19 protein-coding genes and 1 tRNA gene are annotated in these 25,140 nt (G+C 75.2%); 9 read left to right on the top strand and 11 right to left on the bottom strand.

Features of this window, described 5'->3' with window-relative positions; genetic code table 11:
- Positions 1–47: 47 nt before the first annotated feature.
- Both CK505_RS03480 and CK505_RS03475 read right to left on the bottom strand, forming a co-directional pair.
- Positions 48–1,679, bottom strand: a complete 1,632-nt coding sequence (locus CK505_RS03480) for an ABC transporter substrate-binding protein (RefSeq protein WP_176475282.1) — start codon at positions 1,677–1,679, stop codon at positions 48–50.
- 279 nt (positions 1,680–1,958) lie between these two features.
- Positions 1,959–2,414: a hypothetical protein gene (locus CK505_RS03475; RefSeq protein ID WP_141246773.1), complete on the bottom strand. Its 456-nt coding sequence runs from the start codon at positions 2,412–2,414 to the stop codon at positions 1,959–1,961.
- 431 nt (positions 2,415–2,845) lie between these two features.
- Here CK505_RS03475 and CK505_RS03470 point away from each other — a divergent pair, with 431 nt between their 5' ends.
- From CK505_RS03470 to nrfD, 4 genes are all read left to right on the top strand, one after another.
- The gene (locus CK505_RS03470; protein ID WP_095650238.1) at positions 2,846–4,087 is read left to right on the top strand and encodes a heparan-alpha-glucosaminide N-acetyltransferase domain-containing protein; all 1,242 of its coding nucleotides are present in this window, start codon (positions 2,846–2,848) and stop codon (positions 4,085–4,087) included.
- Positions 4,088–4,189: 102 nt separating this feature from the next.
- On the top strand, positions 4,190–7,555 hold the full coding sequence (gene fdh, locus CK505_RS03460) for a formate dehydrogenase (protein ID WP_217987522.1): 3,366 nt from the start codon (positions 4,190–4,192) through the stop codon (positions 7,553–7,555).
- Positions 7,555–8,559 (top strand): 4Fe-4S dicluster domain-containing protein, encoded by a 1,005-nt coding sequence (locus CK505_RS03455; RefSeq protein ID WP_176475280.1) that lies wholly within the window; start codon positions 7,555–7,557, stop codon positions 8,557–8,559. The genes fdh and CK505_RS03455 overlap by 1 nt, the downstream gene beginning before the upstream one ends.
- Complete coding sequence (gene nrfD, locus CK505_RS03450; protein WP_095650236.1) at positions 8,556–9,647, top strand: NrfD/PsrC family molybdoenzyme membrane anchor subunit; 1,092 nt, start codon at positions 8,556–8,558, stop codon at positions 9,645–9,647. The genes CK505_RS03455 and nrfD overlap by 4 nt, the downstream gene beginning before the upstream one ends.
- 27 nt (positions 9,648–9,674) lie before the next feature.
- Here nrfD and selD read toward each other — a convergent pair whose 3' ends face one another.
- The gene (gene selD, locus CK505_RS03445; RefSeq protein WP_017833142.1) at positions 9,675–10,694 is read right to left on the bottom strand and encodes a selenide, water dikinase SelD; all 1,020 of its coding nucleotides are present in this window, start codon (positions 10,692–10,694) and stop codon (positions 9,675–9,677) included.
- Between the two features lie 41 nt (positions 10,695–10,735).
- Between selD and CK505_RS03440 the strand changes: the two genes are divergently transcribed.
- The 3 genes from CK505_RS03440 to selB all read left to right on the top strand — a co-directional run bounded on the left by CK505_RS03440 (position 10,736) and on the right by selB (position 14,026).
- A tRNA-Sec gene (locus CK505_RS03440) sits at positions 10,736–10,830 on the top strand.
- A 65-nt stretch (positions 10,831–10,895) separates the two neighbouring features.
- Positions 10,896–12,233 carry an L-seryl-tRNA(Sec) selenium transferase gene (selA, locus tag CK505_RS03435; protein ID WP_095650235.1) on the top strand — a complete coding sequence of 446 codons (1,338 nt, stop codon included), beginning with the start codon at positions 10,896–10,898 and terminating at the stop codon, positions 12,231–12,233.
- Between the two features lie 2 nt (positions 12,234–12,235).
- The gene (selB, locus tag CK505_RS03430) at positions 12,236–14,026 is read left to right on the top strand and encodes a selenocysteine-specific translation elongation factor (RefSeq protein WP_217987526.1); all 1,791 of its coding nucleotides are present in this window, start codon (positions 12,236–12,238) and stop codon (positions 14,024–14,026) included.
- Positions 14,027–14,072: 46 nt separating this feature from the next.
- On the opposite strand, the gene CK505_RS03425 is transcribed toward selB, so the two are convergent.
- The 7 genes from CK505_RS03425 to CK505_RS03395 all read right to left on the bottom strand — a co-directional run bounded on the left by CK505_RS03425 (position 14,073) and on the right by CK505_RS03395 (position 22,329).
- Positions 14,073–15,059: an electron transfer flavoprotein subunit alpha/FixB family protein gene (locus CK505_RS03425; RefSeq protein WP_176475279.1), complete on the bottom strand. Its 987-nt coding sequence runs from the start codon at positions 15,057–15,059 to the stop codon at positions 14,073–14,075.
- A gap of 67 nt (positions 15,060–15,126) precedes the next feature.
- Positions 15,127–15,951: an electron transfer flavoprotein subunit beta/FixA family protein gene (locus tag CK505_RS03420; RefSeq protein WP_176475278.1), complete on the bottom strand. Its 825-nt coding sequence runs from the start codon at positions 15,949–15,951 to the stop codon at positions 15,127–15,129.
- 83 nt (positions 15,952–16,034) lie between these two features.
- Positions 16,035–16,856, bottom strand: coding sequence for a CoA ester lyase (locus CK505_RS03415; protein ID WP_095650233.1), 822 nt, complete (start codon positions 16,854–16,856; stop codon positions 16,035–16,037).
- 59 nt (positions 16,857–16,915) lie between these two features.
- Complete coding sequence (locus tag CK505_RS03410) at positions 16,916–17,404, bottom strand: MaoC family dehydratase (protein WP_176475277.1); 489 nt, start codon at positions 17,402–17,404, stop codon at positions 16,916–16,918.
- A 10-nt stretch (positions 17,405–17,414) separates the two neighbouring features.
- Positions 17,415–18,575, bottom strand: coding sequence for an acyl-CoA dehydrogenase family protein (locus tag CK505_RS03405; RefSeq protein ID WP_035923460.1), 1,161 nt, complete (start codon positions 18,573–18,575; stop codon positions 17,415–17,417).
- Positions 18,572–20,725: a biotin carboxylase N-terminal domain-containing protein gene (locus CK505_RS03400; RefSeq protein WP_095650231.1), complete on the bottom strand. Its 2,154-nt coding sequence runs from the start codon at positions 20,723–20,725 to the stop codon at positions 18,572–18,574. The genes CK505_RS03405 and CK505_RS03400 overlap by 4 nt, the downstream gene beginning before the upstream one ends.
- The gene (locus CK505_RS03395; RefSeq protein ID WP_095650230.1) at positions 20,722–22,329 is read right to left on the bottom strand and encodes a carboxyl transferase domain-containing protein; all 1,608 of its coding nucleotides are present in this window, start codon (positions 22,327–22,329) and stop codon (positions 20,722–20,724) included. Before CK505_RS03395 ends, CK505_RS03400 begins: the two co-directional genes overlap by 4 nt.
- Positions 22,330–22,453: 124 nt before the next feature.
- Here CK505_RS03395 and CK505_RS03390 point away from each other — a divergent pair, with 124 nt between their 5' ends.
- Positions 22,454–23,128 carry a TetR/AcrR family transcriptional regulator gene (locus CK505_RS03390; protein WP_017833132.1) on the top strand — a complete coding sequence of 225 codons (675 nt, stop codon included), beginning with the start codon at positions 22,454–22,456 and terminating at the stop codon, positions 23,126–23,128.
- A complete protein-coding gene (locus CK505_RS03385) occupies positions 23,125–24,297 on the top strand; it encodes an acyl-CoA dehydrogenase family protein (protein ID WP_035923467.1) in 1,173 nt (390 codons plus the stop codon). Before CK505_RS03390 ends, CK505_RS03385 begins: the two co-directional genes overlap by 4 nt.
- A 12-nt stretch (positions 24,298–24,309) precedes the next feature.
- Here the strand turns inward: CK505_RS03385 and CK505_RS03380 are convergent, their stop codons facing one another.
- Entirely contained in the window at positions 24,310–25,140 is an 831-nt protein-coding gene (locus CK505_RS03380; RefSeq protein WP_081994055.1) for an IclR family transcriptional regulator, read from the bottom strand.

Here is a 25,140-nt window from a genome sequence, read left to right as displayed (position 1 = left end):
GGTGGGCCCGGGGCGCCCCGTGCGGGGCGCCCCGGGTCAGGGTCGGATCACTCCGAGGTGACGACGACGTCCTCGACCTCGACGCGGCCGAAGCTGTTGACGTAGACCTCCTCCACGTTCTCCGAGTGGGCGTACTGCACGAGCCCGAAGAACAGCGGCGTGGCCGGCATGTCGGCCACGAGCAGGTCCTCGGCCTCCTGGTATGCCTGGATCGCCGTGTCGATCGAGTCGGCGGCGTTGCCCTCCTGCAGCTTGGCGTCGAACTCCTCGTTCGAGTAGAACGTCACGTTCGAGCCGGCCGGCGGCAGGGCCGCCGTGGAGTACGTCGGGCCGAGCATGTTCTCCATGACCGGGTAGTCCATGATCCAGCCGGAGCGGAACGGGCCGGTCATGCCCTTCTCGTCCTGCTTGGGCAGGTACTCCGCGAACTGGAGGTCGCCGCGCAGCTGGTACTCGACGCCCAGGTTCTCGCGGAGCTGGTTGCCGACGGCCTGCATCCACTCCTCGTGGCCGGCGCCGGCGTTGAACCACAGGTCCACGGGCTCGGACTTGTCGAAGCCCGCCTCGTCGAGCATCCGGTTGGCCTCCTCGACGTTCAGCTCGCACACGTCGCAGGCGTCCTCGCGGTGGCCGTCGATCACGGGCGAGACGAAGGACGCGGCCGGGGTGCGGGAGCCCTGGAAGATCGCGTCGGTGATCGCCTGCCGGTCGATGGCCATGGAGAAGGCGCGGCGGACCTCCGGGTCGGCGAAGCGCTCGTCGTAGGTCGGGAAGCCGAGCGCGGTGATGTCGCCGCGCGGGGTGGTCTTGAACCGCTCGCCGAACTGGTCCTCGGCGGAGGCGATGGCGTCCGGCGGGATCTGGTCGACCACGTCGAGCGAGCCGGCCTGGAGGTCGTTGTAGGCGGTGTTGATCTCGGTGTAGACGCGGAACTCCACGGCGGCGGCCTTGGCCGGCTCGTCGCCGCCGAACTCGTCGTAGCGGGTGAGCGTGATGCCCTGGCCCTCCTGGAAGGCCTCGTCCGCCTTGAACGGGCCGTTGCCGATCGGCTGCTCGCCGAAGCCCTCGGGGTCCTCGAAGAACGCCTCCGGCATCGGGAAGAACGCGGTGTAGCCGACGGTGGTCGGCCACTGCGCGTAGGGCTCGCTGAGGGTGACCTCGAAGGTCTGCTCGTCGACGACGCGCAGGCCGGACATCTCGGTGGCGGTGGGGCTCGCGCCCTCCTCGCCCTGGAGGGCGTCGTAGCCCTCGACGTTGGAGAAGAAGTAGGAGTTGCCCTGCGCGTTCTCGCTGTTGGCCACGTAGTTCCACGAGTCCACGTAGCTCTGTGCGGTCACCGGGGACCCGTCGTGGAACGTCCAGCCGTCCTTGAGGCTGACCGTCCACGTCGTCTGGTCCTCGGACTCGATCGACTCCGCGACGCCGGTGTAGACGGCCTCGTTGGACTCCCGGTCGTACTCGACCAGGCCGGTCCAGAGCGCGTCGACGACCTGGCCGCCCTCCGTCTCGCCGGTGTTGCCGGGCAGCAGCGGGTTCTCGGGCTCCCCGATGTACACGCTGAAGGTGCCGTCGCCGCCGCCCTCGGCGGCGGTGCCCCCGCCGTCTCCCCCGCCGCACGCGGTGAGCAGCAGGGCTCCGGAGAGCGCCACTGACGTGCCCGCGATCCGCTTCGTTCTCATCGTTTCCTCCATGGGTCGATACGGGCCCGCCAGGAGTGCTGGGTTCGCAGTCCGAGGGGGACGGGGCCACGCCGGGGCGAGCACGGGGCTCGCGTCGTGGAGCACGGGGCTCCGGGTCCGACGTGACGGAGATCACCGTCCGCCGCACCCAGAAGAAATCTATGTGGTCCGTTCGGGGGACGACAGCAGACACGCCAGGAGAAACAGGAACCGCCGGTATCAGTTACCCATTCGTAACAACAAGGCCGGGCTCCGAGCCCCCGCGGGGCGGAGGTCGGCTCAGCCGGCGACGGCCAGTCCCCCTGTCCCCGCCCCGAGAGCGGCGGAGCGCAGCACGGAGCGCACCTCGTCCAGCTCCGTCGCGGAGGCCTCGGCGAGGAGGCAGAGCGGGACGCCGTGCCGCGCCGCCCAGCGGATCTCGGCGCGCAGGGCGCCCACCGCCCTGTCCAGTGCCCAGCGCGCCGACTCGAGGGCGCCGTCGAGGGGGGCGACGTCGAGACCGATGCCCACCTCCTCGCCGGAGGCCACGGCGTCGAGGACGTGGTCGAGCGCCCACTCCGCGGCCTCCACCTCTCCCGCCGCGGTGAAGACCCGCTGGAGGAGCCCGGCGGGGTGCAGACCGAGGCCGTCGTCCTGGCGGTCGGGGGCAGCGTCGTCGGGGTGCTCCGGGAGCAGCGGGGCGTGGACGGGGTCGACCGACCGGAACGCCGGCCGGGGGGACAGTGCACTGCTCATCATCGAACCTTCCTCAGGACCTGCGACCGCGCCCCCACCCGGCGCCCGGCGCAGGCCGGAGAGGCCTGCTCCCATGGAACCAGCGACCCCGGCGGACTTCCAGAGGGGCGTCGGTGAACACGTCACAAACACCTTGTGACCTGGGACAATGCAAACGCGCCAAGTGGACAGGAGAGGATCCGGCTCCTAGGGTCGGAGGCGGCCCGAGGGGGATTCGGGACCGCCGCCGCACCGGGCCCCCGCCCGGGCGCACCGACGTCCGCACCGGCCCCTCCCCCGGGGGCCGGCCGGACGTCCCACCGGCCGGCCGCCCGGATCCCCGCGAGCCGCCCCGTCCGCGCGCACCCCTGCGCACCCCCGCGCACGGGCCGCACCGGTCCCCGCCGGCAGCGGTCACGATCCCCTGCGCGCCCCCGCCCCCCGGAGATCCCATGAGCCGAACGTCCGAAGCCCCCACGACCGGCACCATCAGCACGACCGTTGCGGCCCCCGCCCGCAGACCCCGCCTCATCGCCGTGGACGCTGCCCGCGGCCTGGCGCTGATCGGCATGATCGCGGTCCACATCCTGCCCGCCCACGACCCCGATACCTTCGAGCCCACCCTCCAGTGGACCCTGTTCGGCGGGCGCGCCGCGGCGCTGTTCGCCCTGCTGGCCGGGCTGAGCCTGGCGTTCTCCTCGGGCGGGCGCGCCCCGCACCGGGGCCGCGCGCTGACGGCCACCCGCGCCGGCCTGGTGGTGCGGGCCCTGCTCATCGCCGCCGCCGGGCTGGCGATCAACCAGGTCATGCCGTCCCCGGCGCCCGCGCTGGGCATCCTCGTCTACTACGGCGCGTTCTTCCTGCTCGCCGTCCCGCTGTTGGGCCTGCGGCGCCGCACGCTGGCCGCCGTCGCGGCGCTCGCCGCGCTCCTGGGCCCCGTGCTCGTGCACGTCCTCGGCCCCGCCCTGCCCCAGGCCGAGGCCGTCAACCCCACCCTCGGCAGCGCGCTCGCGGACCCGGGCGCCACCCTGGCCCAGGTGCTGCTGACCGGGACCTACCCGGCCGCGCCCTACCTGACGTACCTCTGCGCCGGTCTGCTCCTCGGCCGGACCGACCTGCACGAGATCGTGGTGCGGGTCCGGATCGCCGTGGCCGGCGTGGTCCTGGCGCTCGGGGCCTGGTTCGTCTACTGGGTACTGGTCCTGCAGGCCGGCGGCTACGACCAGCTGCTGCGGCACACCCCGTGGCTGAGCGAGGACCAGGTCGACGAGATCCTCGTCTGGGGCCCGAGCCCGGACCTGCCCACCTCCACGTGGTGGTGGCTGCTCACCCCCGGACCGCACAGCAACACCCCGGTGACGCTGCTCATGGACCTGGGCACCGGCCTGGCCGTGCTGGGGCTCTTCCTGCTCGTCGCGCGCCCGAACCGGCTGTGGACGACCCTGGGCGCCATGGGGGCCCGCACCCTGACCCTGTACTCGGCCCACCTGCTCGCCCTGGCCACGACGCTCCACTACGAGGACCGCGTGCTCTGGTTCGCCGTGCACGTGGCCGTGGCCGCCGGCTTCGCCGTGCTCTGGCAGGCGACGTTCGGTCAGGGACCGCTCGAGCGGGTGATCGCGGCCGCCGTCCGGGGCACCCGCCGCCTGGTCCTGGGCACCCCTTCCCGGACGGCGGAGTCCCCGCGGGCCTAGCGGAGTCCCCACGGGACCAGCGGGTTCCGCGCGCCGGCGGCGCCTGCGTCCGCGCCGCCCGCCGGTGTGGCTCCTGACACACCGGCGGGCTATGCTCCTGACATGTCACGATTCAGTCCCCTGGAGTGGCCGGTCCTCCGGCAGATCCGTTCGGGCGACCTGCTCGGTCGCGGACCGGCGGTGACCTCGGAGCGCACCCGGACGACGAGCCCGCGCACGACCACCGCGGACCGGGTCGTGCAGAGCGTCTGCCCGTACTGCGCGGTCGGCTGCGGCCAGCGGGTGTACGTCAAGGACGAGAAGGTCGTCCAGATCGAGGGCGACCCGGACTCGCCGATCTCCCGCGGACGCCTGTGCCCCAAGGGCGCGGCCAGCGAGCAGCTGGTCAACGCCCCCGGCCGGCAGACCGAGGTGCTCTACCGTGCGCCCCGGGCCACCGAGTGGCAGCGGCTGGACCTCGGCACCGCCCTCGAGATGGTGGCCGACCGCGTCCTCGAGGCCCGCCGCAACGGCTGGCAGGACGCCGACGAGCAGGGCCGTCCGCTGCGCCGCACGATGGGCTTCGCCGCCCTGGGCGGCGCCACGCTGGACAACGAGGAGAACTACCTCATCAAGAAGCTCTTCACCGCCGCGGGAGCGATCCAGATCGAGAACCAGGCCCGTATTTGACACTCCGCCACGGTTCCCGGTCTGGGAGCCTCGTTCGGACGTGGCGGTGCCACGCAGTCCCTGCAGGACATGGCCAACGCCGACTGCATCGTCATCCAGGGCTCCAACATGGCCGAGTGCCACCCCGTGGGCTACCAGTGGGTGACGGAGGCCAAGGCGCGCGGCGCCCGGGTCATCCACGTCGACCCGCGCTTCACCCGCACCTCGGCGGTCGCTGACAAGCACGTTCCGATCCGGGCCGGCTCGGACATCGTCCTGCTCGGCGCCCTGGTCAACCACGTGCTCACCCACGACCTGTGGTTCGAGGAGTACGTGCGCGCCTACACCAACGCCGCCACGCTGGTGAACGAGGACTACCGCGACGCCGAGGACCTCGACGGGCTGTTCTCCGGGTTCGACCCTGAGACCGGCCAGTACGACATGTCCACCTGGGCCTACGCCGAGAACGAGGGCGGCGCCGGGGAGCACGACGGCCGGGTGGACGCACCCGCGGGCGACCCCGACCACGGCGCCGAGGAGGGGGCGGAGGCCGTGGACGAGGCCGCCGGCCAGCAGCTCGGCAGCGGCGGCGCCCCGATGGAGCACGCCCGCATGCAGCGCGACGAGACCCTGCAGGACCCCCGGACGGTGTTCCAGATCCTCAAGCGGCACTACGCGCGCTACACCCCCGAGATGGTGCAGGAGGTGTGCGGCGTCTCCCCCGAGGACTTCGCGTACCTGGCCCGCTCCATCACGGAGAACTCCGGGCGGGAGCGGACCACGTGCTTCGCCTACGCCGTGGGCTGGACCCAGCACAGCCTGGGCGCGCAGTACATCCGCACCGCGTCCATCCTGCAGCTGCTGCTGGGCAACATGGGCCGCCCCGGCGGCGGGATCATGGCCCTGCGCGGGCACGCCAGCATCCAGGGCTCGACCGACATCCCCACGCTGTTCAACCTGCTGCCCGGCTACTTGCCCATGCCGGTGGCCGGCACCCACGACACGTTCGACGACTACCTGGCCGCGATCGCGTCGAAGAAGCAGAAGGGCTACTGGGCCGAGGCCGACGCCTACACGACGAGCCTGCTCAAGGCCTGGTGGGGGGACGCCGCCACCGCGGACAACGACTGGGCCTACGACTACCTCCCGCGCCTCACCGGCGCGCACGGCACCTTCCAGACGCTGACGAAGATGCTCGACGACGAGGTGGAGGGCTACTTCCTGCTCGGCCAGAACCCCGCGGTGGGCTCCTCCAACGGCCGGATGCAGCGGATGGCCATGTCCCACCTCAAGTGGCTGGTGGTGCGGGACCTCAACCTCATCGAGTCGGCGACCTGGTGGAAGGACGGCCCGGAGATCGCCTCGGGCGAGCTGCGCACCGAGGACATCGAGACCGAGGTGTTCTTCCTGCCCGCGGCCACGCACGTGGAGAAGTCGGGCACCTTCACCCAGACCCAGCGGCTGCTGCAGTGGCGCCACCAGGCCGTGGCCCCGCCGGGCGAGTGCCAGAGCGAGCTGCAGTTCTTCTTCGAGCTGGGCCGGCGGATCCGGGAGCGGCTGGCCGGGTCCGGGGACGAGCGCGACCGCCCGCTGCTCGACCTCACCTGGGACTACCCCGTCGACGAGCACGGCGAGCCGGACCCCGAGGCGGTGCTCGTCGAGATCAACGGCCGGCACCTCACCGGCCCGGACGCCGGGAAGCCGCTGTCCTCGTACACCGAGATGCGGGCGGACGGCTCGACCTCCGGCGGCTGCTGGATCTACACCGGGGTCTACGCCGACGGCGTCAACCGTGCCGCCGCCCGCAGACCCGGCGGGGAACAGGGTCCCGCCGCGCTCGAGTGGGGCTGGGCGTGGCCGGCCAACCGTCGGCTGCTCTACAACCGCGCCTCGGCGGACCCGGAGGGCCGGCCCTGGAGCGAGCGCAAGAAGCTCGTGTGGTGGGACGAGGAGCAGGACCAGTGGGTCGGGGACGACGTGCCCGACTTCCCGCTCCACCTCGCCCCGGGCACCCGCCCCGACCCCGACTCCGGGGGCGCGGCCGCGCTCGCCGGCGACGACCCGTTCATCATGCAGGCCGACGGCAAGGGCTGGCTGTACGCGCCCAAGGGCGTGCTGGACGGGCCGCTGCCCACGCACTACGAGCCGCAGGAGTCACCGGTCGCCAACGCCCTGTACACCCAGCAGCGCAATCCCTCCCGGGTGCTGTTCGCCCGCCAGGACAACCTCACCGCCCCGAGCGCCGGGGAGCCGGGGGCGGACGTGTACCCCTACGTGTTCACCACGTACCGGCTCACCGAGCACCACACCGCCGGCGGCATGAGCCGGTGGCTGCCGTACCTCTCGGAGCTGCAGCCGGAGATGTTCTGCGAGGTCTCCCCCGAGCTCGCCGCCGAGTGCGGGCTGGAGCCGTACGGCTGGGCCACGATCGTCTCGCCCCGGGCGGCGATCGAGGTGCGGGTGCTCGTCACCGAGCGGATGACCCCGCTCGTGGTGCGCGGGCACACCGTGCACCAGATCGGCCTCCCGTACCACTGGGGCGTGGGCGACGACGCCGTGGTCAGCGGCGACTCCGCCAACGACCTGCTGGGCCTGACCCTCGAGCCCAACGTGCAGATCCAGGACTCCAAGGTGGGCTCGTGCCACATCCGCCCGGGCCGCCGGCCGCGGGGTCCCGAGCTGCTCGACCTGGTCCTGGAGTACCAGCAGCGCGCGGGCGCCACCGTGGAGACCGGCAACACCCGGATCGACGTCCCCGGCACCGACCGGAGCACCGATCCGGGCACCGACCCGACCACCGACCCGATGAGGGAGCACTGATGGGCCAGCTGGCCGGACCGACCGATCCCACGGCCGACGCGCACTGGGAGCACGCGCACGCGCGGAAGGGCTTCTTCACGGACACCTCGATCTGCATCGGGTGCAAGGCCTGCGAGGTGGCCTGCAAGGAGTGGAACCAGAACCCCCAGGACGGGGGCCTCGAGCTGCTCGAGTCCTCCTACGACAACACCGGCGCCCTGGGTGCCAGCACCTGGCGGCACGTGGCGTTCGTCGAACAGGACAGCGAGCGGATCGAGGAGGCCCGCGAGTCCGGGCGCAAGCTCGTGAGCCTGGGCATGCCGCGCGTCGGCCCGCCCGAGGCGCGCCCGCAGCCGGCCGCCGGGGACACCACCCCGCCGAACACCGAGGAGTTCCGCTGGCTGATGTCCTCGGACGTCTGCAAGCACTGCACGCACGCCGGGTGCCTCGACGTGTGCCCCACCGGGGCGCTGTTCCGCACCGAGCACGGCACCGTGGTGGTCCAGGACGACGTGTGCAACGGGTGCGGCACCTGCGTGGCCGGCTGCCCGTTCGGCGTGATCGAGCGGCGCACCGACGGCACGGCCGCCCCGCGCACGGAGCGGGACGGGCAGCCGGGCAAGCCGGACAAGCCTGCGGTGAAGAACGTGGGCGTCGCCCAGAAGTGCACCCTGTGCTACGACCGCATGGTGGACGACCAGACGCCCGCGTGCGCGCAGACGTGCCCCACCACGTCCATCAAGTACGGCGAGCACGACGACATGGTCGAGACGGCCCGGCACCGGGTCGCCGAGCTGCACGCCCAGGGGCGCACCGAGGCGCGGCTCTACGGCGCGAACGAGCTGGACGGCGTGGGCGGCACCGGTTCGGTGTTCCTGCTGCTCGACGAGCCGGAGGTCTACGGGCTTCCGCCCGACCCGCGGGTGCCGACCGCGGACCTGCCCCGGATGTACCAGCGGGCCGGACTGGCCGCGGCGGGCATGCTCGCCGCCGCCGCCCTGGCCTTCGCGGGGGGCCGCTCGTGAGCCTGTCCGAGTTCGACGGCTACCGTCCGCCCGAGCCGCCGCGCCGCCGGCGGCGGGACGGCCCGCGCCGCCGGGGCGCCGGGCAGGGCGGCGGCGACGGCTCCCGGGAGATGCCGATGGTCCCGGAGCCGGAGTTCGGCTCCTACTACGGCCGCCCGGTGGTCAAGCCGGCGCCCTGGGGCCACGAGGTCGCCGCGTACCTGTTCCTCGGCGGCGTGGCCGGCGGCTCCGCGCTGCTGGCGCTCGGCGGTCAGCTCACGGGCCGGGCCGAGCTGCGCCGCAACGCCCGGCTGGGCTCGGTGACCGCGCTCGGTCTCGGCGGCGCGGCGCTGGTCGCGGACCTCGGCCGCCCGGAGCGCTTCCTGCACATGCTGCGCACGTTCAAGCCGACCTCGCCGATGAGCATGGGCACGTGGATCCTCAGCGCGTTCGGGGCCGGCATGGGGACCGCGGTCGCGTCCGAGGTGGACCGGATGACCGGCTCCCGCCTTCCGCTGGGCCCGCTGCGCCCGGTGCTGCGCGCCGTAGAGGGCCCGGCCGGCGTCGAGGCCGCGGTCTTCGCGGGCCCGCTCGCCGCGTACACCGCGGCGCTGCTCTCCGACACGGCGACGCCCACCTGGAACGCCGCCCGCGAGGACCTGGCGTTCGTCTTCGTGAGCTCGGCGAGCCTCGCCTCGGGCGGCCTGGCCATGGTCACGACCTCGGTCGGCGAGGCCGGCCCCGCCAGGCGGCTGGCCGTGCTGGGCGTGGCCGGTGAGCTGATCGCCACGAAGCTGATGGAGCGCCGGATGGACCCGGTGGCGGCCGAGCCGCTGCACCACGGCCAGGCCGGGACCATGCTGGCGTGGAGCGAGCGGCTGGCGGTCGCCGGCGGTCTCGGCACGCTGCTGGGCGGGCGGCACCGGGCCGTCGCCGCGATCTCGGGGCTGGCGCTGCTGGCGTCCTCGGCGCTCACCCGGTTCGGCGTGATGGAGGCCGGTCTGCACTCGGCCGTGGACCCCCGCTACACGATCGAGCCGCAGAAGGCCCGGCTGGCCGCCCGGCGCGCCGCCGGGATCACCGACGACTCGATCACGACCGTCGGCTGAGCGCCCGGCGCCGTGCCCCGGCGGGGTTCAGCGCACGTGGAGTCCGGACCCGGCCACGGTGTGGCCCACCACGGGGTAGCCCGGCACCTCGCCGACCACGAGCAGGCCGCCCGAGGTCTGCGCGTCGGCCAGCAGGAGCAGGTCGTCCTCGGTGACACCGGTCCCCGCCCGCAGGTGCGGGCGCACCCAGTCCAGGTTGCGGCGGGTCCCGCCGGAGACGTAGCCGTCCCGCAGCGCCTCGGCCGCGCCCTCCACGAGGGGCACGGCGCTCCGGTCGAGCACCGCGCCCACCCCGGAGGCACGGCACATCTTGTGCAGGTGCCCGAGCAGGCCGAAGCCGGTGACGTCCGTGGCCGCCCGGGCCCCGGCCGCCAGCGCCGCCTCGGCCGCGTCCCGGTTGAGCCGGGTCATCGTGGCGAGCGCCTCGGCGAAGACCTCGCCGGTCGCCTTGTGCCGGTTGTTGAGCAGTCCCACGCCGATGGGCTTGGTGAGGGTCAGGGGCAGCCCCGGTGCGGCGGCGTCGTTGCGCAGCAGCCGGTCCGGGTGGGCCACACCGGTCACGGCCATGCCGTACTTCGGCTCCGGGTCGTCGATGGAGTGCCCCCCGATCACCGGGCACCCCGCCTCGGAGGCGACCGCCAGGCCGCCGCGGAGCACCTCGGTCATCAGCTCCATGGGCAGCACGTCGCGGGGCCAGCCCACGAGGTTGATGGCCATGACCGGGCGCCCGCCCATGGCATAGACGTCCGAGAGCGCGTTCGCGGCGGCGATCCGGCCCCAGTCGTAGGCGTCGTCGACCACCGGGGTGAAGAAGTCGGCGGTGGACAGCACCGCGAGGTCCTCGCGCACCAGGACGGCCGCGGCGTCGTCGCCGTCGTCGAGACCGACCAGCACGCCGTCCCCCGCCTGGCCGGTGAGGCCCCGGACCGCGTCCTCGAGCTCGCCGGGCGGGATCTTGCACGCGCATCCGCCGCCGTGGGCGAAGCCGGTCAGGCGGACCGTCCCGGGCGCTGGCAGGGGCGGGGTCGGCGTCCGGGTCTGTTCCATGTCGTCAGCCTACTGGTGACGGCGGTGCTAGGTTGGGTGACGGAGGCGTCCGGGTCCTGGTGGGCCCCCCGGTCTTCAAAACCGGTGAGGCCGAGCACCTCGGCCTGGCGGGTTCGATTCCCGTCCGCCTCCGCCAACCCCCTGCGCCGCCCACCCGCGCACCGACCACCCGCACCGCGTGCCGCCCGACGAGGAGGGACTGTGGCCCTGGACGACCCGCGCCGCCTGATCCCGCGCACCGACCAGCTCATGGCCCTGCCGCCCGTCCGCCGGGCGCTCGAGCGGCTGAGCGAGGACGTCGTCCGCGCGCTGGTGCGCGAGACCCAGGACCGGGCGCGGCGCGGCGAGATCGCCCCCGGCGAGGTCGAGCCGGCGGTCCTCGCCGCGCTCGGGGCCCGCTCCGCCTCGAGCCTGACGCCGGTGCTCAACGCCACCGGCGTGGTGGTGCACACCAACCTCGGCCGCGCCCCGCTGTCCGCGGCGGCGCTCGACGCGCTGGTCACGGCCGGCGGGTACGTCGACGTGGAGCTCGACCTGGTGAGCGGCACCCGCTCCCGCCGCGGCGCCGCCGCCCGGGCGGCCCTGCTCGCCGCCTGCCCACCCGCCGAGGACGCCCTGGTCGTCAACAACGGCGCGGCCGCCCTCGTGCTGGCCACCACGGCCCTGGCCGCCGGCCGCGAGGTGGTGATCAGCCGCGGCGAGCTCGTCGAGATCGGGGCCGGCTTCCGGCTGCCGGAGCTGATCGAGTCGACCGGCGCCCGGCTGCGCGAGGTGGGCACGACCAACCGGACCCACCTGCGCGACTACGCCGAGGCGATCGGCCCGGAGACCGGCTGCCTGCTCAAGGTGCACCCGAGCAACTTCCGGCTGGAGGGGTTCACCTCGGCCGTCGAGGTCGACGAGCTGCGGCCGCTGGCCCGGGCCCACGGCCTGCCCCTCGTGGCGGACCTCGGCAGCGGGCTCCTCGTCCCGGACCCGCAGCTGCCGTCCGAGCCCGACGCCGCCTCGGCCCTCGAGGGCGGCGCCGACCTCGTCATCGCGAGCGGCGACAAGCTGCTCGGCGGCCCGCAGGCCGGGCTGCTGCTCGGCGGCTCGGACGCCGTCGCCCGGCTGGCCGCCCACCCCCTCGCCCGGGCGGTCCGCGCCGACAAGCTCGCGCTCGCGGCCCTGGAGGCCACGCTCACCGGGGGGCCCGCCCCGGTCACGACCGCGCTGCACGCGGACCCGGACCGGCTCCGCGACCGGGCCGAACGGCTCGGCGCGGCCGTCGGCGCACCCGTGGTCGCCCACGACGGCCGTGTCGGCGGCGGCGGCGCGCCCGGCATGCCCCTGCCGGGGTGGGCGGTGCGGCTGCCCGAGGCGGCGGCCCCGCTGCTGCGCACCGGCCGCCCGGCCGTGCTCCCCCGGGTCCACGACCGCGCGTGCCTGGTCGATCTGCGCTGCGTGCCCGAGTCCGAGGACGAGCGCCTGCGCGCGGCGGTGCAGGCGGCCCTGACCGCCCTGGCCGGGGCGGACGGCGGCCCGGGAGGGACCCGGTGAGCGTGCACGTCGTCGCCACGGCCGGGCACGTCGACCACGGCAAGAGCACCCTGGTGCGGGCCCTCACCGGGATGGAGCCCGACCGCTGGGAGGAGGAGCGCCGCCGCGGGCTGACCATCGACCTGGGCTACGCCTGGACCGCGCTGCCGTCCGGGCGCGACGTGGCCTTCGTGGACGTCCCGGGCCACGAGCGCTTCCTCGGCAACATGCTCGCCGGTCTCGGCCCGGCTCCCGTGGTCTGCTTCGTGGTCGCCGTCGACGAGGGCTGGCAGGCCCAGTCCGGCGACCACCGCGACGCCGTCGCGGCCCTCGGCATCGAGCACGGCGTGGTGGTGCTCACCCGCGCCGACCGGGCCCCCGGGCGCACCGGCGAGGTCCTCGCCCAGGTCCGCGCGGAGCTGGCCGGGACCGGTCTGCACGACGCGCCCGCGGTCACCGTCTCGGCCCTCGAGGGCACGGGCCTCGACGAGCTGCGCGCCGTCCTCGACGACGTCCTGGCGCGGGCGCCCGCCCCCGCCCAGGGGCGGCTGCGGCTGTGGGTGGACCGGTCCTTCACGATCACCGGCTCCGGGACGGTGGTGACCGGCACGCTGGCCGCGGGATCGCTCCGGCAGGGCGACCGGCTGCACCTGCTCGGCCACGGCGGAGCCGTGCCGGTCGTGGTCCGGGGCATGCACAGCCGGAACGTGGCCCACACCGCGCTGGAGCCGTGCACCCGCGTGGCGCTCAACCTGCGGGGGGTCTCCGCCTCCGACGTGCACCGCGGCGACGCCCTGGTCACCCCCGGCACGTGGCCGCTCACCGACGTCCTCGACGTCCGCCGGGCCACCGGCCCCGCCCTCACGGACACGGCCGAGCACCTCGTGGTCCACGCCGGCACCGCGGCCGTGCCCGCCCGGCTGAGCCCGTTCGACGACGACCACGCCCGGCTGGTCCTGGACCGGCCCCTGCCCCTGGTCCTCGGGGACCGCCTGGTGCTCCGCGACCCCGGCAGCCGCTCGGTGCTCGGCGGCGCCCAGGTCCTCGACGCCGACCCGCCCGCGCTGCGGCGGCGCGGCGACCGGGCGCGCCGCGCCGTCCGGCTCGCCGGCACGGACCTGCGCGGGGACGTCGGCGCGGAGGTGGCCCGCCGCGGCGCGGTCCAGGCGCAGCACCTGCACCGCCTCGGGCTGGTGACCACCGCGGACGCCGCCCCGCCCGGCGACGTGCGCGCGCTCGGCGGCTGGTGGGTGCACGCCCCCGTGCTCGAGTCCTGGACGCAGCGGCTGCGCACCGCCGTGGAGGAGCTGCACGCCCGGGATCCCCTGGCCGCGGGTCTCTCGCGGGGCGCGGCCCGCGACCTGCTCGCGCTGCCCGACGCCGCGCTGGTCGACCCCGTGGTCCGCGGCGCCGGCCTGGAGCAGGACGGCGGGCACATCCGGTCCCCGCACCACCGCGGCGGCCTCGGCGCCCACGAGACCGCGGTGCTCGAGCTGGAGCGGCGGCTCGGGGCCGAGCCCTTCCGGAGCCCGGAGGCCGACGAGCTGACGGCGCTGCGGCTCGGCGCCCGCGAGCTCGCCGCGGCCGAGCGCACCGGCCGGCTGCTCCGGCTGGGGGACGGCGTCGTGCTGCTCCCCACCGCCCCCGCCCTGGCGATGCGCGAGCTCGCCCGGCTGCCGCAGCCCTTCACCACGAGCCAGGCCCGCCAGGCGCTCGGCACCTCCCGGCGCGTCGCGATCCCGCTGCTCGAGCACCTCGACGCCCGCGGCTGGACCCGGCGGCTGGACGCCGGCCACCGGACCGTGGCGCGCTGAGCCCACGGCCCGGGACGGCCCTGCCGGCCGCTCCGCCGCCCGGCTCCTATCCGCGCAGCGCCCTGAGGTGCTCGACCGCCTGGGGCAGCACCTTCTGCAGGTCGCCCACGATGCCGAGGTCGGCGATCTCGAAGACCGGCGCGTGCTCGTCCTTGTTCACGGCCACGATCGTGCCCGCCGTCTGCATCCCGGCGCGCTGCTGGACGGCCCCGGAGATCCCGCACGAGACGTAGAGCTGCGGGGAGACGGTGCGCCCGGTCTGGCCCACCTGCGCCTCGGGGCCGATCCACCCGGCGTCCACCGCCGCGCGGGAGGCCCCGATCGCGCCGCCGAGGACGTCGGCGAGCGCCTCGAGCGGCCCGAAGTCCCCGCCCGTGCCGCGGCCGCCGGCCACGACCACGCGCGCCTCGCCCAGCGCCGGGCGCCCGGAGGCCGGCAGCGCGGACCGGCCCACCACCCGGGCCGCGGGCACGGTGTCCTCGAGCGCGTGCGTGCGCACCCGCGGGCGCTGCACCCCGGCCGGCGCCGCAGCAGCGACGTCGGCGGGGAGCTCGACCGAGTTGGGGCGGACGGTCGCGATCAGCACCGGGCTCGTGGCCCGGCACCGGGTGGTCCACCCGCCGGCGAGGACGGACTTGGTGGCGACGAGGTCGGCGTCGAGGGCGACCACGTCGGTGACCACCCCGGCCCCGAGCCGCACGCCCAGGCGCGCGGCGACGTCCTTGGCCTCGGGGGTGGCGGCAAGCAGCAGCGCCGTGGCGCCGGTCTCCCGGGCGGCGGCCTCCGCGAGCGCGACCGCCGGCGTGGTGAGCCGGTCGCCGGGCCCGCCCTCCGGGGCGTGCACGGCGCCCACCCCGTGGGCGGCGAGCTCGCCGAGCAGGGCGTCGCCGGGCGCGTCCGGCACGACGACGTGCGTCTCGCCCAGCGTGCCGGCGAGCACGAGCAGCTCCCGGTCGGCGCGGCGCAGCCGGTCCGTGGTGGCCAGCACCACCAGGGCTGCGGTCGTGCTCTTGCCTGTCGTGTCCGTGGTCATGGTCGTCCTCCTCCTGCCCGGCGGGCGGGCGCGTGCGATGGGGGTCCGGCGGGGTGCGGCCGGGTGCTCAGACGAGCCTCCGGGCCACGAGGAACTCGGCGAGGCGGATGCCGCCCTCGCCGTCGTCGGCCACGACCTCCCCGGCGGTCCGGGGCGGGCGCGGCACGGCGTCGAGCACCTCGGTGAGCGAGCCGGCGAGGCCCACGTCCCCGGTGTCCAGGCCGAGGTCGGCGACGGACCACGTCTGCACGGGCTTCTTCTTGGCCGCCATGATCGCCTTGAAGGTGGGGTAGCGCGGGGTGTTGACCTGGTCCGTCACGGCCACGAGCGCCGGCAGGTCCGCGGCGACCCGGAGGGCCTCGGTCTCGGTGTGCCGGACGGCGGTGAGCGAGGCGCCGTCCTCGGCCAGCGCCAGGGAGCTCGCGAAGCCGACGTGGGCGAGGCCGAGCCGCTCGGCGAGCTGACCGGGGACCAGGGACGTCTCGCCGTCGGTGGAGGCCATGCCGGTGAGCACGAGGTCCACGGCCCGGTCCTCCGCCGCGGCGATCCGCTGCACCGCCGCGGCGAGCACCCGGGCGGTGACCCAGGCGTCGGAGCCGGCGAGGGCGTCGTCGAGCACGTGGAACCCGGCGTCGGCGCCCAGCTGGAGGGCGCGCTTGAGCGCGCCCGTCGCACCCGCGGGTCCCAGGGTGAGGGCGAGCACGCGGTGCCCGGCCGCCGCGCCCCCGTGCGTCTCGACGATCTGCGCGGCGGCCTCGAGGGCGTACTCGTCGAGCTCGGAGAGGATCCCGGACGCGCGCTCGAGCAGGGGTGGGCTCCCGGCGAGGACGCGGTCCCCCGCGGCGTCGGGGACGTGCTTGACGGGGACGACGATCGTCAGGGGCTGGCTCATGGTCTCCTCCGGGCGGGACGGGGATGGACGGGACGGGGCGGTGACGGGGTGGTGACGGGCGGTCCGTGCGGACGGACGGGGTCTCAGGCGTCCGCGCGGCGCACGAGGCGCTCGGCGTGGCGGATCAGGGGCGCGTCGACCATCCGCCCGCGGAACGCGAAGACGCCGGGGGTGCGGCGGGCGGCGGCGAGCAGCTCCCGGGCGGCAGCGACCTCCTCGGCACCGGGCCGGTAGGCGGCGCGGACGGTCCCGACCTGCCCGGGGTGGAGGCAGGCGGTGGCCGCGAAGCCGGAGGCCACCGCGTCGAGGGCCTCCTCGCGCAGCCCGTCGTGGTCGGCGAGGTCGACGTGCACCGCGTCGATCGCGGGCCGGCCGGCGGCGCCGGCCGCGAGCAGGACGGCGGACCGGGCGTGGCGGGCCACGTCCCGGTAGGCGCCGTCCCGGCGCCGGGACGAGCTGCCGCCGAGCGAGGCCACGAGGTCCTCGGCGCCCCACATCAGCGCGACCACGTTGGGGGACCGGGCGATCTCGGCCGCGTTGACCACGCCCTCCGCGGTCTCGCACAGCGCGACGACGCGGTGCAGGCCCAGCTCGGCGACGACGGCGAGCCGCTCCGCGGAGGCGGTCTTGGGCAGCATCACGGTGGTGTACCCGGTGTGCCGCAGGGCGACGAGGTCGTGGGCGAAGTCCTCGGTGTCCTCGGCGTTGATCCGCACGACCGTGCGGGCGGGGTCCAGGGGCGTGGCCACGAGGGCGTCCCGGGCGGCGGGCTTGGCGGAGGGCGCCACGGCGTCCTCGAGGTCCAGGATCACGGCGTCGGCGCGCTCGGCCGCCTTGGCGTAGCGCTCGGGGCGGTCGGCCGGGCAGAACAGCAGGGCGGGTCCGAGGGTGAACGGGTCGGTCATCGGGGCTCCTTGGCCGGGGGTCGCGGCGGGGTGTCGCGGTGGGGCTTCACGGTGTGCTGTCACTGCGGGGCGGCGTCGCGGGACCACACGAGCACCGAGCGGGTGCACTCGGCCACCACGACCCCCTCCTGGTTGCGGCCCACGTGCTTCATGCGGACGATGCCCTGCCCGGGCCGGGAGGCCGAGGGGCGGGCGCCGAGGACCTCGGAGGACGAGTACAGGGTGTCCCCGTGGAAGAGCGGGTGCGGGAAGGCGACCTCCTCGAAGCCCAGGTTCGCCACGATGGTGCCCTGGGTCAGCTGGGCCACGGACGCCCCCACGATGGTCGAGAGGGTGAACATGGAGTTCACGAGCCGCCGGCCGAAGGGCTGGCGCCCGGACCACGCGGCGTCCAGGTGCAGGGACTGGGTGTTCATGGTGAGGGTCGTGAACAGCACGTTGTCCGCCTCGGTCACGGTCCGGCCCGGGGCGTGCTCGTAGACGGTGCCGACCTCGAACTCCTCGAACCACAGCCCGCGCTGGCGGACCACCCGGCGCTCCTCGGTCACGGCGGCCCCCTCAGAGTCCGAGCTCGCGGGCGATGAGCATGAGCTGCACCTCGGTGGTGCCCTCGCCGACCTCGAGGATCTTGGCGTCCCGGTAGTGGCGGGCCACCCGGAACTCGTTGATGAACCCGTAGCCGCCGAAGACCTGGGTGGCGTCCCGGGCGTTGTCCATCGCGGCCTCCCCGGCCACGAGCTTGGCGATCGCGGCCTGCGTCTTGAACGGCCGCCCGGCGAGCATCCGGGACGCGGCGTCGTAGTAGGCCAGCCGGGCGGTGTGGGCGCGGGCCTGCATCCGGGCGATCTTGAAGGAGACGGCCTGGTTGTCCCCGATGGGGCGGCCGAAGGACTGCCGCTCGCGCGCGTAGCGCACGGACTCCTCGACGCAGCCCTGGGCCGCGCCCGTGGCCAGGGCCGCGATGGCGATGCGGCCCTCGTCGAGGATGGACAGGAAGTTGGCGTAGCCGCGGCCCTCCTCCCCCAGCAGGTTCTCCTCGGGGACGCGGACGTCCTGGAGGGACAGCGGGTGGGTGTCCGAGGCGTTCCAGCCGACCTTGTCGTAGGCCTGCTCGGCGCGGAAGCCGGGGGTGTCCGTGGGGACGATGATCGTGGAGATCTCCTTGCGCACCCGCCCGTCCGGCAGCTCCGTGGTGCCGGTGACCGCGGTGACGTTCACCAGGCGGGTGATCGCCGTGCCGGAGTTGGTGATGAACTCCTTGGCGCCGTCGATCACCCACTGCCCGTCCTCCCGCTTCGCAGTGGTGCGGGTCCCGCCGGCGTCCGAGCCGGCCTCCGGCTCGGTGAGCCCGAACCCGGCGAGCGCCCGGCCCGCGGCGAGATCGGGGAGCCACCGCTGCTTCTGCTCCTCGGTGCCGAAGCGGTGGATGGGCATGGCGCCCAGCGACACCCCGGCCTCGAGGGTGATGGCCACGGACTGGTCGACGCGGGCGATCTGCTCCAGCGCCAGACACAGGGCGAAGTAGTCCCCGCCCATCCCCCCGTACTCCTCGGGGAAGGGCAGGCCGAACAGGCCCATCTCCCCCATCTGCGCCACGATGTCGTAGGGGAACTCGTGCGCGGCGTCGTACCGCGCGGAGACCGGGGCGATCACCTCGTCGGCGAAGTCGCGGACGGTGTCGGAGAGGTCCTGGTACTCCTCGTCGAGCTCGAAGTTCATGGGGTGCGCTCCTGGTCGGTCGGACGGGGGTCGGTCTGCGGGCGGGTGCCGGGGTCCTCCGGGGCGCCGCCGGGAGTCCCGGCGGGAGCGCCGTCCGGCACGTCGTCGCGGGCGTCCCCGGGGACCGGTGCGGGCACGCCCTCGGGGACGTCGTCGGGGACCACGCGGGCGAGCAGCTGGTGCAGCGCCACGCGGTCACCGGCCCGCACGGAGAGCTCGGCGGTGCCGGCGGTGGGGGCGGTCAGGCGGTGCTCCATCTTCATGGCCTCGACCACCACCACGGTCTGCCCCTCGGCGACCCGGTCCCCGGTGGCGGCCGGGACGGCGACCACGGTGCCGGGCATGGGCGAGTGCAGCTCCGGGGCGGCGGGCCCGGCCGTGCGCTCGAGGGCGGCCAGCGACCGCTCGAGCCGGGCCTCGCGGGTCAGCACCCGGAGCTCGTAGGCGCAGCCGCCCTCCCCCACCCAGACGCTGTCCGCGCCCGCGGCCACGTGGACCACCCGGGCCGTCCCGCCGCTCTCGAGCAGGTGCGCGGCCGGGCGACCCGGCAGCGGGGTCAGGCGCACGGCGGGGTCCACGGCGGTCCGCCGGGGCTCCTCGAGCCCGTGGGCCAGCACCACCGCGGGCCGGGCGCGGCCGGCGGCCCGCCAGCCGTCCGGGCGGGACCAGGGGCCCGTGTCCCCGGCGGGGCGCGGGTCGGCGGGCCGGTGCCGGGCGAGGTGGGCGGCCGCGGCGGCGAAGTGGCTCTCGTCGGGTGCCGTGAACTCCAGCTCCGGCAGGCGCCGCTCGATGAGGGTCGTGTCCATGACCCCGGCGCGCACCCCGGGATCGGCCAGCAGGGCGCGCAGGTACTCGGTGTTGGTGCCCACCCCGAGCACCACGGTGTCCGCCAGGGCCAGGTCGAGCCGGTCGAGGGCCTGGACCCGGTCGGCGCCCCAGGCGACGACCTTGGCGAGCAGCGGGTCGTAGTCCGAGCCCACGGTCAGCCCCGGTGCCAGCGCGGAGTCCACGCGGATCCCCGGGCCGGAGGCCTCCTCCAGGGCGAGCACGGTGCCGGCGGTGGGCAGGAAGCCGCGGGCGGGGTCCTCGGCGTAGAGCCGGGCCTCGACCGCGTGGCCGGTGAGCACCACGTCCTCCTGCGCCAGGTCCAGCGGCTCCCCCGCGGCGACGCGGATCTGCTGCGCCACGAGGTCCGTGCCGGTGACCAGCTCGGTGACGGGGTGCTCCACCTGCAGGCGGGTGTTCATCTCCATGAAGTAGAAGGTCCCGGGCTGCGCGGCGGGCACCAGGAACTCCACGGTGCCCGCACCGGTGTAGCCCACGGAGCGGGCCACCCGGCAGGCGGCCTGCCCGATCCGCTCCCGGGTGGCGGGGTCCAGCAGCGGCGAGGGCGCCTCCTCGATGACCTTCTGGTGCCGCCGCTGCAGGGAGCACTCCCGCTCCCCCAGGTGGACCACGGCCCCGTGGGCGTCGGCGAGGACCTGCACCTCGATGTGCCGGGGGGACTCGACGAGCTGCTCGAGGAGCAGGGTGTCGTCGCCGAAGGCGGCCGCGGCCACCCGGCGGGCCGTGGCCAGGGCCTCCGGCAGCTCGTCCGGGGCCGCCACCACGTGCATGCCCTTGCCGCCGCCCCCGGCCGAGGGCTTGATCAGGATCGGGTACGTCATCCCGGCGGCCGCGGCCGCCAGGGCGTCGTCGTCGAGACCGGGCTCGGAGACCCCGGGGACCGTGGGCACCCCGGCGGCGGACACGTGCCGCTTGGCGCGGATCTTGTCGCCCATCGTCTCGAGGGCCTCCACGCCGGGGCCGATGAACACGATCCCCGCGTCCGCGCACGCCCGGGCGAAGGCGGCGTTCTCGGACAGGAACCCGTAGCCGGGGTGGATCGCCTGCGCGCCGGTGGCCCGCGCCGCCCCGAGCACGGCGTCGATGCGCAGATAGCTCTCGGCCGGGGCCGCCGGGCCCACGCACACGGCCGTGTCGGCCTCCCGCACGTGCACCGCGTCCCGGTCGGCCTCGCTGTAGACCGCGACCGAGCGGATCCCCAGCGCCCGGAGCGTGCGCAGGACCCGGCGGGCGATCTCCCCGCGGTTGGCCACGAGGACGACGTCGAAGCGGCGCGGCGGCGTGCCGGCGGTCACGGGGATCACATCCTGAAGAGGCCGAAGGCCGGCTCGGGCAGCGGGGTCCGGGAGCAGACCTCGAGGGCCAGCCCGAGCACCTCCCGGGTGTCGGTGGGGGCGATCACGCCGTCGTCCCAGAGCCGGGCGGTGGAGTACCAGGGGCTGCCCTGGGCCTCGTACCGGGCCCGGATGGGCGCCATGAACGCCTCGCGCTCGGCCGGGTCCCACTCCTGCCCGCGGGCGGCCAGCTGGTCGGCCTTCACGGTGGCCAGCACCGAGGCGGCCTGGGCCCCGCCCATCACCGAGATCCGCGCCTGGGGCCAGAGGAACAGGAAGCGCGGGGAGTAGGCCCGCCCGCACATCGAGTAGTTGCCGGCCCCGAAGGAGCCGCCGATCACCACGGTGAGCTTGGGCACCCGGGTGGTGGCCACGGCCGTGACCATCTTGGCGCCGTGCTTGGCGATGCCGCCGGCCTCGTAGTCGCGGCCCACCATGAAGCCGGTGATGTTCTGCAGGAACAGCAGGGGGATCCCGCGCTGGTCGCACAGCTCGACGAAGTGGGCGCCCTTCAGCGCCGACTCCGCGAAGAGCACCCCGTTGTTGGCCACGATGCCCACGGGGTGGCCGTGGACGTGGGCGAAGCCGGTGACCAGCGTGGTGCCGTACTCGGCCTTGAACTCGGCGAAGCGGCTGCCGTCCACGAGCCGGGCGATGACCTCGTGCACGTCGTAGCCGGAGTTGGGGTCGACCGGCACCGCCCCGGGGAGCTCGTCCTCGGCCACGGCCGGGGGCGCGGGCTCCCTCACCGGCCAGGCCCGCGGGCCCGGCGGCGGCAGGGTCGCCACGATGTCCCGGACGATCTGCAGGGCGTGGGCGTCGTTCTCGGCGAGGTGGTCGACCACCCCGGACGTCCGGGCGTGCAGCTCTCCGCCGCCGAGCTCCTCGGCGGTGACCTCCTCGCCGGTGGCGGCCTTCACCAGCGGCGGGCCGCCCAGGAAGATCGTGCCCTGCCCGCGCACGATGACGGTCTCGTCGCTCATCGCCGGGACGTAGGCCCCGCCAGCGGTGCAGGAGCCGAGCACGGCCGCGATCTGCGCGATGCCCGCCGCCGAGAGGTGGGCCTGGTTGAAGAAGATCCGCCCGAAGTGCTCCCGGTCCGGGAAGACCTCGTCCTGCAGCGGCAGGTACGCCCCGCCCGAGTCGACGAGGTAGACGCAGGGCAGCCGGTTCTCCAGGGCGATCTCCTGGGCGCGCAGGTGCTTCTTGACCGTCACGGGGTAGTAGGTGCCGCCCTTGACCGTGGCGTCGTTGCACACGACCATCACCTGCCGGCCGTGGACCAGGCCGATCCCGGCGATCAGGCCGGCCCCCGGGCACTCGTCGTCGTACATCCCCTCCGCGGCCAGGGCGCCGAGCTCCAGGAACGGGCTGCCCTCGTCCAGCAGGTGATCCACCCGCTCGCGCGGCAGCAGCTTGCCGCGCGCCACGTGCCGCCGCCGGGAGGCCTCGGGCCCGCCCTGCGCCGCCCGCTCCAGGCGCCGGGTCAGCTCCTCGGCGAGCCCCTGCTGGGCGGCCGCGTTGGCGGCGAACTCCGCGCCGCCCGGATCGACCTGGGTGCTCAGCACGCGCATGGGTTCCCTCCGCTCCGGGCCGGCCGTCCGGGGATGCCATTTCGGTTAATCACGACTAACTTGGGGTTCAGGTTAGTGGTGGCTCACTAGAATGTCCAGGAATCCGACCCCGAGAGCAGGACCCGTGACCCAGACCCAGCGCGGCCCCGGCCCGCCCACCACCGTGCGCGGGCAGGCCAAGGCCCGGCGGCGCCAGGACCTCCTGGCCGCCTCCGCCACGCTCTTCGCCGAGCGCGGCTTCGCCGGCGTCTCGATCGACGACATCGGCGCCGCCGCGGGGGTCAGCGGGCCCGCGGTCTACCGGCACTTCCCGCGCAAGCAGGCGGTCCTGGGCGCGATCCTGCTCGAGGTCAGCCACGACCTGCTCGACCGGGGCCGCGAGGTGGTGGCCCGCTCCCCCGATCCGGCCCGGCGGCTGCGGGCGCTGATCTCCTTCCAGGTGGAGTTCGCGCTGCACCGTCCCGCCGTGATCGTGGTGCAGGACCGGGAGCTGCCGAACCTGACCGAGGAGGACCGCCGCGCGGTCCGCGTCCTGCAGCGCGGCTACGTGACGCTGTGGGTGGACGCCCTGCAGGAGCTGGCCCCGGCGCGCGACGTCGCGGAGCTCACCCTGCGCGCCCAGGCCGCCTTCGGGCTCATCAACTCGACCCCCCACTCCCTGCGGACGGCCCACCGGCTGCGCGCCCCGCAGGACGCGGGGCGGCTCGACGCGGCCCGGGCCGCCCTCGAGGAGATGACCTGGGCCGCGCTGCGCACCGCGTTCGCCCCGACCCCCACCAGCACAGGAGGCACCCCGTGACCGAGACCCCGGCGTTCTACGAGGAGGAGCACGAGGAGTTCCGCGAGGTGGCCCGCGAGTTCACGACCCGCGAGGTGGCCCCGCACTACGCCGCGTGGGACGCCCAGCACATGATGCCCCGCAGCCTGTGGACGGCCGCCGGCGGGGCCGGCCTGCTCGGCCTCGCCGTGCCCGAGGAGTTCGGCGGCATGGGCCTGACGGACTACCGGTTCCGCGCCGTGCTCGACGAGGAGCTGGTCCGCCAGGGCGCCCTCGGCGTGGCCCTGGCCCTGCACCTGCACGACGACTGGGTGCTGCCCCACCTGCTCGCCCACGGCACCGACGAGCAGAAGCGGCGGTGGCTGCCGCGCATGCTCACGGGGGAGCTCGTCACCTCCGTGGCCTGGACCGAGCCGGGCGCGGGCTCCGACCTGCGCGGGGTGCGCACCCGGGCCGTGCGCGACGGCGAGGAGTGGGTGCTCACCGGTCAGAAGACGTTCATCGGCAACGGGATCAGCGGGGACGCCGCCCTCGTCCTGGCGCGCACGGACGGGGAGACCGGGCGCGCCGGGGAGGACGCCCTCAGCCTGTTCCTGGTGCACAAGGCGGACTCCCCCGGCTACGGGACGGGCAAGCAGCTCGACAAGATGGGGGTCAGGGCCTCGGACACCGCCGAGCTGTTCTTCGAGGACGTCCGGGTCCCGGCGGTGAACCTCGTCGGCGCCGAGGGCGGCGGGCTGCGGCAGATCCAGCAGGTGCTGCCGCAGGGGCGGCTGGCGGTGGCCGTGGCCGCGAGCGCCGTCGCCCGCTCGACCCTGGCGGACACCCTCCGGTACACCGGCGAGCGCACGGCCTTCGGCTCCCGGGTGCTGGACTTCCAGCACACCCGGTTCGAGCTCGCGGAGCTGACGGTCGAGGTGGAGGTCGTCGAGGCCTACGTGCAGCGGGCGGTGCACGCGTTCAACGCGGGGACCCTCGACGTGGTGGGGGCGTCCAAGGCCAAGTACTGGGCCGGCGAGCGGGCGCGCTCCGTCACCGACCGGTGCCTCCAGCTGCACGGCGGCTACGGGTACATCCTCGACTACCCGGTGGCGCAGGCCTATCTCGCGTCCCGGCTGCTGACGATCTTCGGGGGCACCAGCGAGATCCTGCGGGAGACCATCGGGCGGGCCGTGGCCGACGAGGCGTGAGGAGCGCCCCGGTCAGCGCACCTCCAGGGACGCCCGCCCGGCCCGGCGGGCCGCCGGTGCCGCGCCGAGCCGCTGGGACACCTCCCGGGCCGCCGCCACGGTGGCGGCCGCGAGCAGCTCGGCCTGTTCCGGCGTGACCCGGTAGCGGGGCGCGGCGACCATGACGGCCGCCACCAGCTGGTCCCGGTGGTCGCGGACGGCGGCGGCGACCCCGACCTCCTCCACGGAGGTCTTGCCGTAGTTGAGGGCCACCCCGTCCTCGGCGACCTGCCGCAGGGACTCCAGGTAGAGCTCGATGCCCGCCTCGGTGGGATCGGGCAGCTCGACGATCCCGGACAGCAGCAGCGCCCGGACCCGCTCCGGCGGCTGCTCGGCGAGGAAGATCTGCACCGAGGCGCTCAGGGCCGTGTCGTACCGGGTGCCCAGCGGGGTGGTGTGCTTGATCTGCCGCGGGCTGGGGATCTGCTCCACGCACACGGCCTGGTCGCCGTTCCAGACCAGCAGCGCGCTGGTCTCCTGGGTCTGCTCGGTCAGCTCGAGCAGCACGGGGTACGCCACCCGCCGCTCGTCCAGTTCCGCGAGCAGCGGGCCGGCCACGGAGATCAGGCCGAGCCCCAGGCGGTAGCGCCGCGTCTGCGGGTCCCGCTCCACCACGTCCTCCCGCTCCAGGGTGGTCAGGAGCCGGGAGACGGTGCTCTTGTGCAGGCCCACGCGCGCCGCGATCTCGGTCACCCCGAGCGTGGGCTCGGCCGCGGAGAAGCACCGCAGCACCCGCAGGGCGTGGGAGACGACGGACGCCGCGCGGGCTTCGCTCGAGGAGGCGCTGGCCGGTGATTCAGTCAT

The organism is Kocuria sp. WN036 (genome assembly GCF_002287015.1).
Taxonomy (GTDB): domain Bacteria; phylum Actinomycetota; class Actinomycetes; order Actinomycetales; family Micrococcaceae; genus Kocuria; species Kocuria rosea.
This window is presented reverse-complemented; position numbering and strand designations above follow the sequence as displayed.